Genomic DNA, 16,345 nt, shown 5'->3' with positions numbered 1-16,345 from the left:
AGAACAACTACCGCTGACTATTGTCCCAATGTCCTGCCTCTATAAAGGCCTCGATTGAGACTCGGTTATGTTTGGCCGAAGGCTTGTGTCATGATGATCCGACCGCAGGTTAGTCGTCCTCTTCCTATATGAATAGATCTTCCGCGTTGCTCCTCGCTTTTGTCTTCCTCAGCGGCTGCCAGGCCTTGGCACCCTCGTCGCCGGACGGTACGTCGCCGGTTGAAGACAGCACTCCGGCCCCTGAAAAGCCCAAGGTTTACAGCTCATTCAGCGAAGAAACCATCTTCAGCCTGTTGAGTGCCGAACTGGCTGGCCAACGCAATCGTTTCGACATTGCGCTGGACAACTACGTGACCCAGGCCATCAACACCCAGGATCCGGGCATCTCCGAGCGGGCATTTCGCATTGCCGAGTACCTGGGCGCCGATCAGGCCGCCCTGGACACCGCGCTGATCTGGGCAAAAAACGCCCCGAACGACCTCGAAGCGCAACGCGCAGCGGCCGTGCAACTGGCTCGCGCCGGTCGTTATGACGACTCCATGGTCTACATGGAAAAAGTCCTGCAAGGCAAAGGCGACACGCATTTCGACTTCCTTGCCCTGTCCGCCGCCGATACCGATCAGGACACGCGCAACGGTTTGATGAAAAGTTTCGACCGCTTGTTGCAGCGCCATCCGAAAAACAGCCAGCTGATTTTTGGCAAGGCCCTGTTGATGCAACAGGACGGCGACGCCAAAGGTGCGCTGACCCTGCTGGAAGACAATCCGCCAGACGAAGGCGAAATCGCCCCGATCCTGTTGCGCGCGCGCCTGCTGCAAGTGCTCAACCGTGGCGACGAAGCCTTGCCGCTGCTGCAAAAAAGCATCAAGAAGTACCCGGACGACAAGCGCCTGCGCCTGACTTACGCGCGGATGCTGGTTGAGCAGGACCGCATAACAGACGCCAAAGCCGAGTTTGCCAGCCTGGTTCAGCAATACCCGGAAGACGACGAGCTGCGCTACTCGCTGGCACTGGTCTGCCCGGAAGCCAAGGACTGGGACGAGGCCAAGAGCCTGCTTGAAGACCTGATCGCCCGTGAAAGCCACGTTGACTCGGCTCACCTGAACCTCGGCCGCATCGCCGAAGAGCGCAACGATCCTCAAGGTGCGCTGATCGAGTACGCCAAAGTCGGGCCGGGTAACGACTACCTGCCGGCCCAACTGCGTCAGACCGACATTCTGATCAACAACGGCAAGACCGCCGAAGCCCAACGCCGCTTGGCCGCCGAGCGCGACGAGCAGCCGGATTACGCGATTCAGCTGTACCTGATCGAAGCCGAAACCCTGTCCGCCAACAATCAGGGCGACAAGGCCTGGGCTGTCTTGGACAAAGCCTTGCAGCAGTACCCGGACGATCTGAACCTGCTGTACACCCGCGCCATGCAAGCGGAAAAACGCAACGACCTGGCGCAGATGGAAAAAGACCTGCGCCTGATCATCAAGCGCGACCCGGACAACGCCATGGCACTCAACGCGCTTGGCTACACGCTATCTGACCGCACCACGCGCTATGTCGAAGCCAAGGCTTTGATCGAACAGGCTCACCAGATCAATCCGGAAGACCCGGCGGTACTCGACAGCCTCGGCTGGGTGAACTTCCGCCTGGGTAACCTCGATGAAGCCGAGCGCTATCTGCGCCAGGCACTGGAGCGCTTCCCCGACCAGGAAGTGGCCGCCCACTTGGGTGAAGTGCTGTGGGCCAATGGCAAACAGCGCGAAGCCAAACAAGTCTGGGGCAAATTCCTCAAGGAACAACCTGACAGCCCCACCCTGCGCGGCACCATCAAGCGCCTGACCGGATCAGAGACTCTTTAAGATTATGTTTTTGCGCCACTTCATTGTTTTCAGTTTTATCGCCCTGCTCGCCGGTTGCGCGGGCTTCGGCGCTCGCGAATCCGTCGAAGGCCACGGCAACCCGGCCCAATGGCGTGAACACAAGCAGCAATTGACCGCCCTCGACGGCTGGCAGATCAACGGCAAGATCGGCATCCGCGCGCCCAAGGATTCGGGCAGCGGCACGTTGTTCTGGCTGCAACGTCAGGATTACTACGATATCCGCCTGTCCGGCCCGCTGGGTCGCGGCGCCGCACGCCTGACCGGCCGACCTGGCAAGGTTTCGCTGGAAGTGGCCAATCAGGGACGCTTTGACGCACCGAACCCGGAAATCCTGCTCGAAGAGCAACTGGGCTGGAAATTGCCAGTATCGAATCTGGCCTGGTGGGTCCGCGGGCTCCCGGCGCCAGACAGCAAAAGCAAGCTGAACCTGGATGCCGACAGCCGCCTGGCCAGCCTCGAACAAGACGGCTGGCAGGTCGAATACACCAGTTACACGCAACAAAACGGTTTCTGGCTGCCTGAAAAGATCAAGCTGCACGGCACCGACCTTGATGTCACGCTGGTGATCAAGGAATGGCAACCACGCAAGCTGGGGCAGTGAACATGACCGCTCCCCGCTTGACGCTGCCCTCGCCGGCCAAACTCAATCTGATGCTGCACATCCTCGGTCGCCGTGAAGACGGCTACCACGAGTTGCAGACGATTTTTCAGTTCCTCGATTACGGCGATGAAATCACCTTCGCCGTGCGTGACGACGGCGTGATCCAGTTGCACACCGAATTCGACGGCGTTCCGCACGACAGCAATCTGATCGTCAAGGCTGCGAAGCAACTGCAGGCGCAATCCGGTTGCGCACTCGGCATTGATATCTGGATCGAAAAAATCCTGCCCATGGGCGGCGGCATCGGCGGCGGCAGCTCCAATGCCGCGACCACATTGCTGGGTCTGAATCATCTCTGGCAATTGGGCTGGGACGAGGATCGACTGGCCGCGCTGGGCCTGAAGCTGGGCGCTGACGTTCCGGTTTTCGTGCGTGGCCACGCCGCTTTTGCCGAAGGCGTAGGGGAGAAACTGACCCCCGTAACCCCCGAAGAACCGTGGTATGTCGTGCTGGTACCGCAAGTATCTGTAAGTACAGCAGAAATTTTTTCCGATCCGCTGTTGACACGTAACTCTCCTCCCATTAAAGTGCGCCCCGTTCCCAAGGGAAACAGTCGTAATGACTGCTTGCCAGTAGTAGCAAGGCGTTATCCAGAGGTACGTAACGCATTGAATTTGTTAGGTAAATTTACCGAAGCAAAACTCACTGGCACTGGAAGTTGTGTGTTTGGGGGCTTCCCAAGCAAAGCTGAAGCTGATAAAGTCTCGGCCCTTCTTACAGAGACCCTTACAGGGTTTGTAGCAAAAGGAAGCAACGTTTCGATGTTGCATCGCAAGCTGCAAAGTCTGCTCTAAAGGAACCGATTACTGGGTAATCGTTGCAACAGATACAGGGGCGTCGCCAAGCGGTAAGGCAGCAGGTTTTGATCCTGCCATGCGTTGGTTCGAATCCAGCCGCCCCTGCCATTTTCCTATACTCATCCAGGTTACCCTCAGCCTTCAGGTACTGCGCGTGTCCAAGATGATGGTCTTTACGGGGAACGCCAACCCCGATCTGGCTCGACGTGTCGTACGTCAGCTGCATATCCCTCTCGGTGACATCTCTGTCGGTAAATTTTCCGACGGCGAAATTACAGCCGAGATCAATGAAAACGTCCGCGGTAAAGATGTCTTCATTATTCAGCCGACTTGCGCTCCGACCAACGATAACCTGATGGAACTGGTAGTGATGGCTGATGCCTTCCGCCGCTCCTCAGCTACTCGTATCACTGCTGTTATTCCTTACTTTGGTTATGCCCGTCAGGATCGCCGTCCGCGTTCCGCACGTGTGGCTATCAGCGCGAAAGTCGTTGCTGACATGCTTACCGTAGTCGGCATCGACCGTGTTCTCACGGTTGATCTGCATGCTGACCAAATCCAGGGTTTCTTCGATATTCCGGTAGATAACATCTACGGCTCCCCTGTATTGGTGGATGACATTGAAGATCAGCGCTTCGAAAACCTGATGATCGTGTCCCCGGACATTGGTGGCGTCGTGCGTGCACGTGCTGTTGCCAAATCCCTGGGCGTGGATCTCGGGATCATCGACAAACGCCGTGAGAAAGCCAATCACTCTGAAGTGATGCATATCATCGGTGATGTCGAAGGGCGTACCTGTATTCTGGTCGATGACATGGTCGATACCGCCGGCACTCTGTGCCACGCGGCAAAGGCCTTGAAAGAGCATGGCGCTGCCAAGGTTTTCGCCTACTGCACACACCCTGTGCTGTCCGGTCGGGCGATCGAAAACATCGAAAATTCCATGCTGGATGAACTGGTGGTGACTAACACCATCCCGTTGTCCGCAGCTGCACAAGCCTGCTCGCGTATCCGTCAACTGGATATCGCGCCGGTAGTTGCCGAGGCGGTCCGCCGCATCAGCAATGAAGAATCGATCAGCGCGATGTTCCGCTAAGGGCCCTGCCCTTCTCGAATGTCTCGTTGACGAAAAGCGCCCCGCCCCGGCATTCCTGTCGGGGCGGGGCTTTTTTTGCCCATATCGCCTTTAGCGCTGGTCGCAAACGCTGGGGCGAATGTGGTTATTTTGGAGATACAACATGAACGATTTTACTCTGAATGCTGAAGTGCGTTCCGACCTGGGGAAAGGTGCGAGCCGCCGCCTGCGTCGTCTCGCAAGCCTGGTACCAGCTGTAGTTTACGGTGGCGAAAAAGCCCCTGAATCCATCAGCATGCTGGCTAAAGAAGTTGCCAAACTGCTCGAAAACGAAGCGGCTTACAGCCACATCATCGAGCTGAACGTTGGCGGCACCAAGCAAAATGTAATCATCAAAGCACTGCAGCGTCACCCGGCTAAAGGCCACGTGCTGCACGCTGACTTCGTACGCGTAGTCGCTGGCCAGAAACTGACCGCTATCGTGCCTGTACACTTTGTTGGTGAAGAAGCTCCGATCAAGAAAGGCGGCGAAGTTTCGCACGTTGTTTCCGAAATCGAAGTGACCTGCCTGCCAAAAGACCTGCCTGAATTCATCGAAGTTGACCTGGCTAACGCCGAAGTCGGCTCGATCATTCACTTGTCCGACCTCAAAGCCCCTAAAGGCGTTGAGTTTGTTGCTCTGGCACACGGTGATGACAAGGCTGTTGCCAACGTCCACGCCCCACGTGTTGCTCCAGAAGCTACTGAAGAAGGCGCAGCAGAGTAATTCACTCTGTGAAGCCGGAGTGATCTAGTAACATCGCGGACTGGAACGTAGCGAGAGAGCGGGCGAGAACGCGAAGTTTACTGAATGGTAAATGAGCAATTTTCGTCCACTTTCGCCGCACACACTGATTGCGGCGATGTTATCCACCACTCCAAGGAAGGGCCCCTATCGTGACTGCCATTAAACTGATCGTTGGCCTGGGAAATCCAGGCGCTGAATACGAACAGACCCGGCATAACGCAGGGGCCCTTTTTGTTGAGCGTATCGCGAACGCACAAGGGGTCAACCTTGTCGCCGATCGCAAATATTTTGGCCTGACCGGGCGCTTTTCGCATCAGGGTCAGGATGTTCGTCTGCTGATTCCCACCACGTACATGAACCGTAGCGGCCAGGCCGTAGCAGCTCTGGCAGGCTTCTTCCGCATCAAGCCTGAAGAAATCCTCGTGGCGCACGACGAACTCGATCTGCCTCCGGGCGTTGCCAAGCTCAAGCAGGGCGGCGGCCATGGCGGTCACAACGGGTTGCGCGACATCATTGCGCAACTGGGCAACCAGAATACCTTTCACCGCTTGCGGCTTGGCATTGGCCACCCGGGCGTTGCCAGTATGGTTTCAAATTTCGTCCTGGGTCGTGCGCCACGCGCCGAACAGGAAAAACTCGATGCCAGCATCGACTTTGCCCTCGGCGTGCTGCCGGATATCCTCGCCGGTGAATGGAACCGCGCGATGAAAAACCTGCACAGCCAGAAGGCCTGACTCACTCCTCGGGGAAAACACCATGGGATTCAATTGCGGCATCGTCGGCCTGCCTAACGTCGGTAAGTCCACCCTATTCAACGCCCTGACCAAATCCGGGATCGCGGCCGAGAACTTCCCCTTCTGCACCATCGAGCCGAACACCGGTATCGTGCCGATGCCGGATCCACGTCTGGAAGCCCTGGCGGCCATCGTCAATCCAAAGCGCATCCTGCCGACCACCATGGAATTCGTCGACATCGCAGGCCTCGTTGCCGGCGCGTCGAAAGGTGAAGGCCTGGGCAACAAGTTCCTCGCCAACATCCGTGAAACCGATGCCATCGCCCACGTGGTCCGCTGCTTCGAAGACGAGAACGTGATTCACGTCTCCAACAGCGTCGACCCGAAACGCGACATCGAGATCATCGACCTGGAACTGATTTTCGCCGACCTCGACAGCTGCGAAAAGCAACTGCAGAAAGTCGCCCGTAACGCCAAGGGTGGCGACAAGGACGCCGTGGTCCAGAAAGGCCTGCTGGAGCAACTGATCGCTCACTTCACCCTCGGCAAGCCTGCGCGCACCCTGATGAAGAACATGGGCGCCGACGACAAGGCAGTGATTCGTGGCTTCCACCTGCTGACCACCAAGCCGGTCATGTACATCGCCAACGTCGCTGAAGACGGTTTCGAGAACAACCCGCTGCTGGACATCGTCAAGGCCATCGCCGACGAAGAAGGCGCCATGGTGGTTCCGGTCTGCAACAAGATCGAAGCTGAAATCGCCGAACTGGAAGACGGCGAAGAGAAAGACATGTTCCTCGAAGCCCTGGGCCTGGAAGAGCCTGGCCTGAACCGCGTGATCCGCGCTGGCTACGAGATGCTGCACCTGCAGACCTACTTCACCGCCGGTGTCGAAGAAGTCCGCGCCTGGACCGTCCGCGTCGGTGCCACCGCACCACAAGCCGCTGGCGTGATCCACACCGACTTCGAAAAAGGCTTCATCCGCGCCGAAGTCATCGCGTACGACGACTTCATCCAGTACAAGGGCGAAGCCGGCACCAAAGAAGCCGGCAAATGGCGTCTGGAAGGCAAGGATTACATCGTTAAAGACGGCGACGTAATGCACTTCCGCTTCAACGTCTAAGTTATTTGACGAGACACCGCCCAAGAAAAAGCCGCGTTTGATACGCGGCTTTTTTGTACCTGAAATAAATCCCTCGCCACACCAACAATCCAGTGCAGGAGTGTGTGGGATCAGGCCTTTTTGGTTCTTGGCAGGAAGATCGCCAACACACCCAACAACGGCAGGAACGAGCACAGGAAGTACACGTATTCAATGCCGTGCACATCCGCCAGATGCCCCAGCAACGCCGCACCAATCCCGCCGAAACCAAACATCAAGCCGAAGAACACCCCGGCAATCATCCCGACATTGCCCGGCACCAATTCCTGCGCGTACACCACAATCGCAGAAAACGCCGAAGCCAGGATGAAGCCGATAATCACGCTCAGGACGCTGGTCCAGAACAGGTCGACATGCGGCAGCAGCAACGTGAACGGAGCCACGCCGAGAATCGAGAACCAGATCACCGCCTTACGCCCGATCTTGTCGCCGATCGGCCCACCGAAGAACGTCCCCGCCGCGACCGCCCCCAGAAACAGGAACAGGTGCAGCTGCGAACTGGCCACCGACAGGTCGAACTTCTCGATCAGGTAGAACGTGAAGTAACTGGTGAGGCTGGACATGTAGAAGTACTTGGAGAACACCAGCATCCCGAGCACCACCAGCGCACTGATCACCCTGCCCTTCGACAAACCGTGAGTCGCCGCCTGGCCTTGCTTGAGTTTGAACAGGTTCAAGTGATTGGCGTACCAGCGGCTGATCCGGTAGAGCACGAACAGCGCGAACACAGCGAAGAGCCCGAACCAGGCCACATTGCCCTGACCGTACGGGATGATGATCGCGGCCGCGAGCAACGGACCGAACGCCGACCCGGCGTTGCCGCCGACCTGAAAGGTCGATTGCGCCAGGCCAAATCGCCCGCCCGAGGCCAGTCGCGCCACTCGAGAGGCCTCCGGGTGAAAGGTCGACGAACCGATACCGATCAGCCCCGCCGCCAACAGAATCAACGGAAAGGTGCCAACCATCGACATCATCACAATGCCGATCAGCGTACACACCGTCCCGGCGGGAAGCAGCCAGGGTTTTGGATGTCTGTCAGTGTAGTAACCGACCCACGGCTGCAACAGCGAAGCGGTCAGTTGAAAGGTCAGCGTGATCAGGCCGACCTGGGTAAAGGTCAGGCCATAGTTGGCCTTGAGCATCGGATAAATCGACGGCAGCACCGATTGGATCAGGTCGTTGATCAGGTGCGCCAGCGCCACCGCGCCGATGATGCGCATGACCAACGGGCTGCTTTGTGGAGTCGCGGGTGCCGACGTCGCGCCGGTCTGAGCGTTGCTGATAGCCATGAGAATTTCCGTACAGCGGATGGGTGCACGCAGGCAGGTGCGTCAATGTGCCATTTTTCGGTGCAAGAGCGCCATCCCCTTAGCCAGCTAACGAACTAATCTTTCATCGCCCGACAGGTGATAGCGCAACGCCATGGTCTGAATCTTGCCTTGTTTAACACCTTCAACGCGGGCCTCTTACAAAGGGGACCGAGAATGGGAAGTTTCGCTACAGAGTCGGCCTACAGAGCTGGCGAGGGTGAACTTTCGAGGCCTTTTAAAAGGGCACGAGTCGCGGTCGCAACGGCCTCGACGCACGCCGATGGTGCGTGGTGTCCAGAGGAGTCATGGGGCATGTCGTTTTTATCACCGGGGATCGGTTTGCTGGGGCGTTTTGGCTTCGCACGCAAATTTCAGCTGTTGTTTCTGCTGTTTATCCTGCCGCTGGCCGGCAGCCTGTTGATGATCGGTCAGGATTATCGCGCCAAACTCAGCCTCATCTCCGGCGAACGTGCCGGGGTCAGGCAGTTGCTCGCTCTGGATGCTCTGGATAACCTGCTCGCCGCCCAGCGTGATCGCGCGGCTCGCTGGCGTGCCACGGAAACCAATCGCCAGCCAACGCCAGCGACCCTCGCCGCGATGGGTGCATTTGATGCGGTGCAGCCTGCCGTCGCGCAAGCCACCTCAGACCTCGGCAATGCGCTGAAAGTCGAAGGCGCCGAGGGCGAAACGCTGACCCGTTATCAAGCCCTGCAAGCCGCCCTCAATGGCCTGGACTCGAAAAGCCTCAGCGGCGTTGGCTGGTGGCCGGACGGTTACGACCGTTTCACCAATGCCTTGAGCGCCTTGCAAGCCCTGCGCGAACAGATCGCCATGGACAATCGACTGACACTGGCGCCCTGGCTGGAAACCTATTTGCTGACGCAGATTTCCACCCAGCACGCGCCAGACCTGATTGAACGCGTCGGTCGCCTGGCCGCCGTCGGCCAAGCGTCCGTGGTATCGGGCCAGTTCACCCTCCAAAGTCGCCTGCAATTGCGTGACTTGCGCAGCCGTATCGGCGATGCCCGGGAGCAACTGGTAAAAACCGCCACGCTCCTCGAAGCGCGCCTGCCCAGTGCGTTGCAAAGTTGGGCCGGGCAATACCATGACAACCTCAAACACCTCGACGCGAGTCTGAAGGTGCTGGATGACGGCGTGTTCGGCGGCAGCATCAGCCTCAAGCCGGAAGAATTCGAACGCAACCTCGACGCCCTGCTCACCGACCTTGCCGCCCTGCGTCAGCAATCGTTGATGTCGCTGGATCAGCGCCTGGATTACTACCACGACTCGGCGATTCGCCAGTTCATTTTGGTGGCGTCGATCTTTGGCTGCCTGCTGCTGGCCGCACTGTACCTGTTCGTCTGTCTGCAAGCCTCGATCCGGCGCAGCGCCAGTGGTATCACGCTGTTGGCCGAAGCCCTGCGTGACGGCAATCTGAGCCTGCAAGCCCCCGTGCAGGGCCGTGACGAACTGGCGGCCATCAGCACCGCCCTGAACGTTGCCGTGGTGCAACTGCGTAACAGCTTGCAAGGGGTCGATCACGAAACCTTGCAAGTGAGCAACGCGGTGCGCACGCTCAACCATCACTCCAGCGGCGCCCTCGGCGAAGTCGAAGCGCAACAATTGCAAATCAGCCAGATCGCCGCGGCGGCCACGCAACTGGCGGCGACCTCTCAAGGGGTCGCCCAGAGTTGCGAACAGGCCTCAGGCAGCGCTCAGCACACCCAGCGCATTGCCGCCGACAGCAGCCGAGACAGTCAGCGCACCACGGCGAGCATTCAGCAGCTCAATCAGCGCTTGAACGACACTGCCGCGGCGCTAGGTCGGGTCAGTGAGCAAGGGCAACAGATTCAGCTGGTGGTCGACACTATTCGCGGAGTCGCCGAGCAAACCAACCTGTTGGCGCTCAACGCGGCTATCGAAGCGGCTCGGGCGGGTGAACAAGGTCGCGGTTTTGCCGTGGTGGCCGATGAAGTCCGCAGCCTGTCGCAACGCACCCAGTCCTCCACCGCGCAAATTGCCGGCACGGTCGACAGCCTGCGCAACACCGTGAACGAAGCGGTCAGCCTGATGGAAGCGGCCTGTAGCCAGGCGCAAAGTGACGCGCAATCGGTCACCGGCCTGGGCGAACGCCTGGGGGAAATTGCCCTCGCGGTGCAAGGCGTGACCGACACCCTGGCGCACATCGCGACCGCCGTGGAAGAACAGGCCAGCACCGCCGATGAAGTCAGCGGCAACATTCAGCAAGTCGATCAGGCGGCGGTCAGGTTGCTGGAAGGCGCACGGGCGGTGAACCTGGCGGCCGACACCTTGAGCCAGGGCAGCAAGGCCCTGAGCGCGAATACCGGGAGATTTCAGCTCAGTTGACGCCCTCCTCCGGCCCGATTTTTCGGGTCAGGAGGATAAGCAGTTGAAAGCGTAGAGAAATATTTTAGATTTACGCTTGACACATCATCGTTCCAAGCCAATAATGCGCGCCACTTGGCTACATAGCTCAGTTGGTTAGAGCATAGCATTCATAATGCTGGGGTCCGGGGTTCAAGTCCCTGTGTAGCCACCAAGTACTAAAAACGGCTTACCGAAAGGTAGGCCGTTTTTTTATGCCTCGAGAAAAGTACCCTGAATCCCATGAGTCCAGGGTGATCCGCGTCAGGTACGAATCGTCGGCAATGCCAACAGCGCCCGCTCCCAAATCTGCCACGTCCGCAACCACACCATCGCCTGCCAGTCGTTGTCGGCCGGATAGAACTGCTCCAGTAGATTCAGTTTGATCCCGCGCGCCAGCACACCCGTCAGATCGCCATGCAGATGCAGCCAGTGGTCATCGCGCAAATGACGATGCACGTCTGCCCCCGGATACGTCCCGCACTCAATCACAAACGGCATCAACCGAACCCTCGGCAACGCGTCGATCAACGCCTGCGAGGTGTAGCCAGTCGCCGTTGCCGCCACACCGGTTTCACTCAAGGTGTCGGCCCCGGTCAGCAGCGTGTACAGCCACGGCCCGTAAATGGCCTGCGCATCGGGCAGCGCCGGATACGCCGCCTCGGTGATGGTCAAAAGCATCGGATGACCGTACTCGCCGGCCCCCGTGTGCAAGTCGAAACACATGGCCACGTCGGCATGGGCAATGTGATTTTGCAGGATGGCGTGCAGTGTGCGGTTCGACCAACTTGGCGCCAGCCCACCGAAAAACAGACCGTCGGGATGACTGTGCTGGCCGCCCTCGACAATCGACATCACCGCCGGCCAGCCATGTTGGCGGATTTGCGCGTCGAGCAAGGCATCGGCGCGCTCACGCTCAGGACCTTGCAGCTCGGTGCACGCGTAGATGTCATGCAGCGTCGCGTAAGCCTGATTGTCCGGCAACGGCCGTTCGAAATTCAGGTGATTGCGGTTCAGGTCGATGTTGTCTTCGTTAACCCGCCGCAGCCAGGCGGTGCCCCACGGATTGATCAGGTGAATGAACACCACGGCCACATCCGCCGGCAGTGAGCGCTTGCCCAAGTCCTGCATCCATTTGATCTGGCAACTCGACCCGTAGAAGCCTTCGACGCCATGGGTGCCACTCAGCGCAATCAGCAATCGCTTGGCGCCGGGATCGCCCAGCACCGCCACGTCGGTACTCAAGGGCTCGCCGAAAGGCCCTTTGAGCGGGTGCGGGTATTCGGTCAACGTCGCACCGGCCTCAGTGGCGGCCGCGAGGAACAGCTCTCGCTGATTACGGTAACTTGGCTGAGTGGGAAACTCGGTCTGCATGTCTGCCTCTTGTTGATCTTCTGGCCCGTCTATTGCTCTCGACCCTACAGAAAATCCGTCGACTCATGAAGGACCAAAGCAGCTTTACTGTAGGCCCTGGTTTGCGTCATGCCGAGTCGGCCGATAAAGTCCCGGTAACTTTCCCCACGGACGGAGTGCCTCAACGTGTTCTCAGCCTTCCATTTGAGCCGCTATCGCCGCTCGGCCCTGTCGCTGATCGTCGCGACGCTGACCCTCACCGCCTGCAACGCCCCACCGACATCGACGTTGCCTGTGGCACCCGAAAGCGCCTCGGGCTATCGCACCGACCTGCAAACCCGACACGCCTCCAGACACATGGCGGCAGCGGCCAATCCGCTGGCGGCCGAAGCCGGCCGGGCGATGCTACGTCAGGGCGGTTCGGCGATCGATGCCGCGATTGCGATGCAAGCGGTACTGACGCTGGTCGAGCCGCAATCCTCCGGCATTGGCGGTGGTGCATTGATCGTGCTCTGGGATGGCAAGGCGGTGCGCACCTTCGACGGTCGCGAAACCGCACCGGCCGGCGCCACCGAGAAGCTTTTCCTGAAGTCCGACGGCACACCGATGGCGTTCACCCCGGCGCAGATTGGCGGGCGCTCGGTGGGCACGCCGGGCGTGTTGCGAGCGCTTGAGTTGGCGCACCGCAAACACGGTCGTCTGCCGTGGGCGAAGCTCTTCGAACCGGCCATCAAACTCGCAGAACAAGGGTTCGCCATCTCGCCGCGCCTTCATCTGTTGATCGCCTCGGACTCATCCATGCGCAGCTCGCCGGACATGGTGGCCTACTTCCTGAATGCGGACGGCAGCCCGAAAGCCGCTGGTACGTTGTTGAAAAATCCGGCATTGGCCGCCGTGCTGAAACGCATTGCCAACGAAGGGCCTGACGCGCTGTACAAAGGCGCCATCGCGCAAGAGATCGTCACCAAGGTTCAGGGCCACACCAACCCCGGCAGCTTGTCGCTGAACGATCTGCAAGGCTATCAAGCCAAGGAGCGCGCGCCGCTGTGCACTGACTACAAACGGTGGCAGGTGTGCGGCATGCCGCCGCCATCATCGGGCGGGATCGCCGTGGCGCAGATCCTCGGCACCTTGCAGGCCCTGGAAACCCGCGACCCGCGCTTCGCCCTCGCGCCGCTGAAACCGCTCAAGACCGAAAAACCCGCCGGCACCGAGCCCGACCCGCAAGCCGTGCACCTGATCGCCGAAGCCGAGCGCCTGGCCTACGCCGATCGCGCGCAATACGTGGCCGACGCTGACTTCGTGTCCGTGCCGGTCAAAGGGCTGGTTGACCCGGCCTATCTGGCCCGCCGCGCCGCCCTGATCGGAGATCGCAGCATGGGCGTGGCCAAACCCGGTACCCCGCCGGGTATTCAGGTCGCCTACGCGCCAGACCGTTCGCCGCTGCGCATCTCCACCTCACAAGTGGTGGCGGTCGATGATCAGGGCGGCGCCGTGTCCATGACCACCACCATCGAGTCCGCCTTCGGCTCGCACGTGATGGTCCAGGGATTCCTGCTCAATAACGAGATGACCGACTTCTCGTTCATCCCCGAAGAAAACGGGCAAAAAGTTGCCAACCGCGTTGAGCCCGGCAAACGCCCACGCTCCTCCATGGCGCCGACCCTGATCTTCGACCGCCAAAGCGGTGAATTCCTCGCCACCATCGGTTCCCCTGGCGGCTCGCAAATCATCGAATACGTGGCCAAATCCACCATTGGCCTGCTCGACTGGGACCTCGACCCGCAAGCCGCCATCAACCTGCCCAACTTTGGTAGCCGCAACGGCCCGACGGAGCTTGAGCAGGGACAGTTCAGCGCGGAGCTGATCCAGGCGTTGAAGGACAAGGGACACAGCATCAGCGAGATTGACATGACCAGCGGCACCCAGGCGATTGTTCGGGTCAAGGACGCGCAAGGAAATGCGTCATTGGCTGGAGGGGCTGACCCTCGGCGTGAAGGACAAGCGCTGGGGGATTGATTCCTACGCGGGAATAAAAAAGGGCTTACCGGGAGGTAGGCCCTTTTCAATCCCGGATGTCACCACTCGCAAACATTCAGCTTAGCGCGAGATCTTCAACGCCTGTCGCGCCTTGTGCTTGTCCAGGGCCAGATCGATCAAGCGGCTGACCAGATCGCTGTAGGTCATGCCGGTGGCCTGCCAGAGCTTGGGGTACATGCTGATCCGGGTGAAACCGGGCAGCGAGTTGATCTCATTGATCAGCACTTCGCCGCTGTCGGTGAGAAACACATCGACCCGCGCCAGCCCGGAGCAGCCCAGCACCTGGAATGCCTCGACGGCCAGAGCCCGAATACGTTCGCTGGACTCGACACTGATCTCAGCCGGTACCACGACCTGTGCCGCCTGGGCGTCGATGTATTTGCTGTCGTAGGAATAGAAACCGCTGCTCACCACGATTTCACCACACCCGCTGGCGATGGCGTCTTCGTTGCCGAGCACGGCGCATTCGATCTCACGGCCACTCACGGCGGATTCGATCAGCACTTTTTCGTCGAACCCCAAGGCCAGTTCCACGGCCGCCTTATATTCGGCTTCGTCACTGACCTTGCTCACGCCTACGGACGAGCCTTGGTTCGCCGGTTTGACGAACAGCGGCAGGCCGAGTTTGCCCTGCACCTCAGCGAACCCGGTACGCGCTGCCGTGGCGCGGTTCAGGGTCACGAACGGCGTCACCGCCAACCCGGCGTCGCGCAGCAGGCGTTTGCTGATGTCCTTGTCCATGCACACCGCCGAGCCGAGCACGTCGGAGCCAACAAAGGGCAAGTCAGCCATGCGCAACAGGCCTTGCAGGCAACCGTCTTCACCCAGGGTGCCGTGGACAATCGGGAAGATCACATCAACGTGCCCGAGCAGTTCCTGACCGGAAGTTTCCACCAATTGCTGACTGACCTTGCCCGGCACCACCGCCAGTTCACGGTTGGACTGATTGAGCGCGATCAGTGCCGGATTTTCCTGATTGAGCAGGAAGTTCGAAGGGTCGTTGAGGTGCCAGTGACCTTGTTTGTCGATGCCGATCAACACCGGCTCGAAGCGCGAGCGGTCCAGTGCATCGACAATGTTCTTCGCCGATTGCAGCGACACTTCATGCTCCGCCGAACGACCACCAAAAATAATCCCTACCCGCAATTTGCTCATTCAAAACACCTCAACGATTGGCCACCCGCCGAACAGCAGAGAGAACCTTGCAACATTCGCCCACGGTTTTCCACCCGTCCAAAGGGTTTAATCGCAGAGCAGACAGCCAGTCGATCACTGGGGTAACGTGTTCTTCACCGCGTTCGAGACACCCCCACCATGGCCAAGCAAACGCCTCCCATCGACTGGTTCCACCGCGCGCCCGACGTGGGCGGCCTGCAACGTTTCGAAGCGTTTTTTGCAGGGCACGGCTACGACCTTCATCGCCACGACACCTACGCCATCGGCCGAACACTGGCCGGTGTGCAGAGTTTTCAGTACCGCGGCGGATGGCGCCACAGCCTGCCGGGCGGAACCCTGGTGTTGCATCCGGACGAAGCCCACGATGGCGAGGCCGGCACCGAAGCCGGTTTCAAATACCGAATGATGTACATCGAACCGGCGCTGATCCAGCAGATGCTCGGCGGGCAACCGCTGCCGTTCATCAAGACCGGATTGTCGACCGACCCTCGCCTGTTCGCCGCCACCGACGCGCTGTTGCGCAGCCTGGATTGCCCCCTCGACCCTTTGGAGGAGCAGGACGCGCTGTACGATCTGGCGCAGGCTCTGAGCAGCGTTTCGGGAACAACTTCCGCCCGCCACCAGAGCTTCGACTACGTGGCTGCGGAGCGTGCGCGGGAATTCATTCACAGTGCGCTGGATCGCACCGTGACGCTGGAGGAACTGGCGCACCATAGCGGTCGTGATCGCTGGAGCCTGTCACGGGACTTTCGCCTGTTGTTCGGCACCAGCCCTTACCGATACTTGACCATGCGGCGCCTGGACCTGGTGCGTTCTCTACTGATCCAGGGCCAGTCGCTGGTCAGCGCCGCGTTGATTGCCGGCTTCACCGATCAGAGCCACATGACCCGGCAATTCAGCAAAACCTACGGCCTGTCGCCGGCCCGCTGGATGAAAATGCACCGTCGCTGAGCCACGCACAATCGTACAAGAAGCAGACCTGAGCGCTGGT

The 16,345-nt window shown here is 59.6% G+C and carries 13 protein-coding genes and 2 tRNA genes; 12 read left to right on the top strand and 3 right to left on the bottom strand.

Annotation, left to right across the window (positions count from 1 at the left end; translation table 11 throughout):
- The first annotated feature begins 128 nt into the window (after positions 1–128).
- The 8 genes from AB4N43_RS21725 (at position 129) to ychF (ending at position 7,051) form a co-directional block, all read left to right on the top strand.
- Positions 129–1,853, top strand: a complete 1,725-nt coding sequence (locus tag AB4N43_RS21725) for a tetratricopeptide repeat protein (protein WP_460151934.1) — start codon at positions 129–131, stop codon at positions 1,851–1,853.
- 4 nt (positions 1,854–1,857) lie between these two features.
- A complete protein-coding gene (gene lolB, locus AB4N43_RS21720; protein WP_027925950.1) occupies positions 1,858–2,475 on the top strand; it encodes a lipoprotein insertase outer membrane protein LolB in 618 nt (205 codons plus the stop codon).
- Positions 2,476–2,477: 2 nt separating this feature from the next.
- Positions 2,478–3,329, top strand: coding sequence for a 4-(cytidine 5'-diphospho)-2-C-methyl-D-erythritol kinase (gene ispE, locus AB4N43_RS21715; RefSeq protein WP_027925949.1), 852 nt, complete (start codon positions 2,478–2,480; stop codon positions 3,327–3,329).
- A gap of 36 nt (positions 3,330–3,365) precedes the next feature.
- Positions 3,366–3,440: transfer RNA gene (locus tag AB4N43_RS21710), tRNA-Gln, on the top strand.
- Positions 3,441–3,486: 46 nt separating this feature from the next.
- A complete protein-coding gene (locus AB4N43_RS21705; protein ID WP_003208392.1) occupies positions 3,487–4,428 on the top strand; it encodes a ribose-phosphate pyrophosphokinase in 942 nt (313 codons plus the stop codon).
- A gap of 142 nt (positions 4,429–4,570) precedes the next feature.
- Entirely contained in the window at positions 4,571–5,173 is a 603-nt protein-coding gene (locus tag AB4N43_RS21700; protein WP_027925948.1) for a 50S ribosomal protein L25/general stress protein Ctc, read from the top strand.
- A 170-nt stretch (positions 5,174–5,343) separates the two neighbouring features.
- Positions 5,344–5,928, top strand: coding sequence for an aminoacyl-tRNA hydrolase (gene pth / locus AB4N43_RS21695; RefSeq protein WP_056853278.1), 585 nt, complete (start codon positions 5,344–5,346; stop codon positions 5,926–5,928).
- Between the two features lie 22 nt (positions 5,929–5,950).
- Positions 5,951–7,051 (top strand): redox-regulated ATPase YchF, encoded by a 1,101-nt coding sequence (gene ychF / locus AB4N43_RS21690; protein ID WP_027925946.1) that lies wholly within the window; start codon positions 5,951–5,953, stop codon positions 7,049–7,051.
- Between the two features lie 110 nt (positions 7,052–7,161).
- On the opposite strand, the gene AB4N43_RS21685 is transcribed toward ychF, so the two are convergent.
- Positions 7,162–8,379: an MFS transporter gene (locus AB4N43_RS21685; protein ID WP_027925945.1), complete on the bottom strand. Its 1,218-nt coding sequence runs from the start codon at positions 8,377–8,379 to the stop codon at positions 7,162–7,164.
- Between the two features lie 333 nt (positions 8,380–8,712).
- On the opposite strand from AB4N43_RS21685, the gene AB4N43_RS21680 reads away from it, so the two are divergent.
- Both AB4N43_RS21680 and AB4N43_RS21675 read left to right on the top strand, forming a co-directional pair.
- Positions 8,713–10,767, top strand: coding sequence for a methyl-accepting chemotaxis protein (locus tag AB4N43_RS21680; RefSeq protein ID WP_059182161.1), 2,055 nt, complete (start codon positions 8,713–8,715; stop codon positions 10,765–10,767).
- Positions 10,768–10,883: 116 nt separating this feature from the next.
- Positions 10,884–10,960, top strand: a tRNA-Met gene (locus AB4N43_RS21675).
- Positions 10,961–11,049: 89 nt separating this feature from the next.
- Here the strand turns inward: AB4N43_RS21675 and AB4N43_RS21670 are convergent.
- Positions 11,050–12,159 (bottom strand): DUF2817 domain-containing protein, encoded by a 1,110-nt coding sequence (locus AB4N43_RS21670; protein ID WP_460151933.1) that lies wholly within the window; start codon positions 12,157–12,159, stop codon positions 11,050–11,052.
- 165 nt (positions 12,160–12,324) lie between these two features.
- Here AB4N43_RS21670 and ggt point away from each other — a divergent pair, with 165 nt between their 5' ends.
- Positions 12,325–14,157, top strand: coding sequence for a gamma-glutamyltransferase (ggt, locus tag AB4N43_RS21665; RefSeq protein WP_460151932.1), 1,833 nt, complete (start codon positions 12,325–12,327; stop codon positions 14,155–14,157).
- An 81-nt stretch (positions 14,158–14,238) separates the two neighbouring features.
- Here ggt and ddlA read toward each other — a convergent pair whose 3' ends face one another.
- A complete protein-coding gene (ddlA, locus tag AB4N43_RS21660; RefSeq protein ID WP_027925928.1) occupies positions 14,239–15,333 on the bottom strand; it encodes a D-alanine--D-alanine ligase in 1,095 nt (364 codons plus the stop codon).
- Positions 15,334–15,492: 159 nt separating this feature from the next.
- Here ddlA and AB4N43_RS21655 point away from each other — a divergent pair, with 159 nt between their 5' ends.
- Complete coding sequence (locus AB4N43_RS21655) at positions 15,493–16,305, top strand: AraC family transcriptional regulator (RefSeq protein ID WP_059182158.1); 813 nt, start codon at positions 15,493–15,495, stop codon at positions 16,303–16,305.
- Positions 16,306–16,345: the final 40 nt, after the last annotated feature.

The organism is Pseudomonas sp. S2_B07, assembly GCF_054668435.1.
The sequence above is the reverse complement of the archived record's forward strand: the minus strand, read 5'-3'. Positions and strand labels throughout refer to the sequence as shown.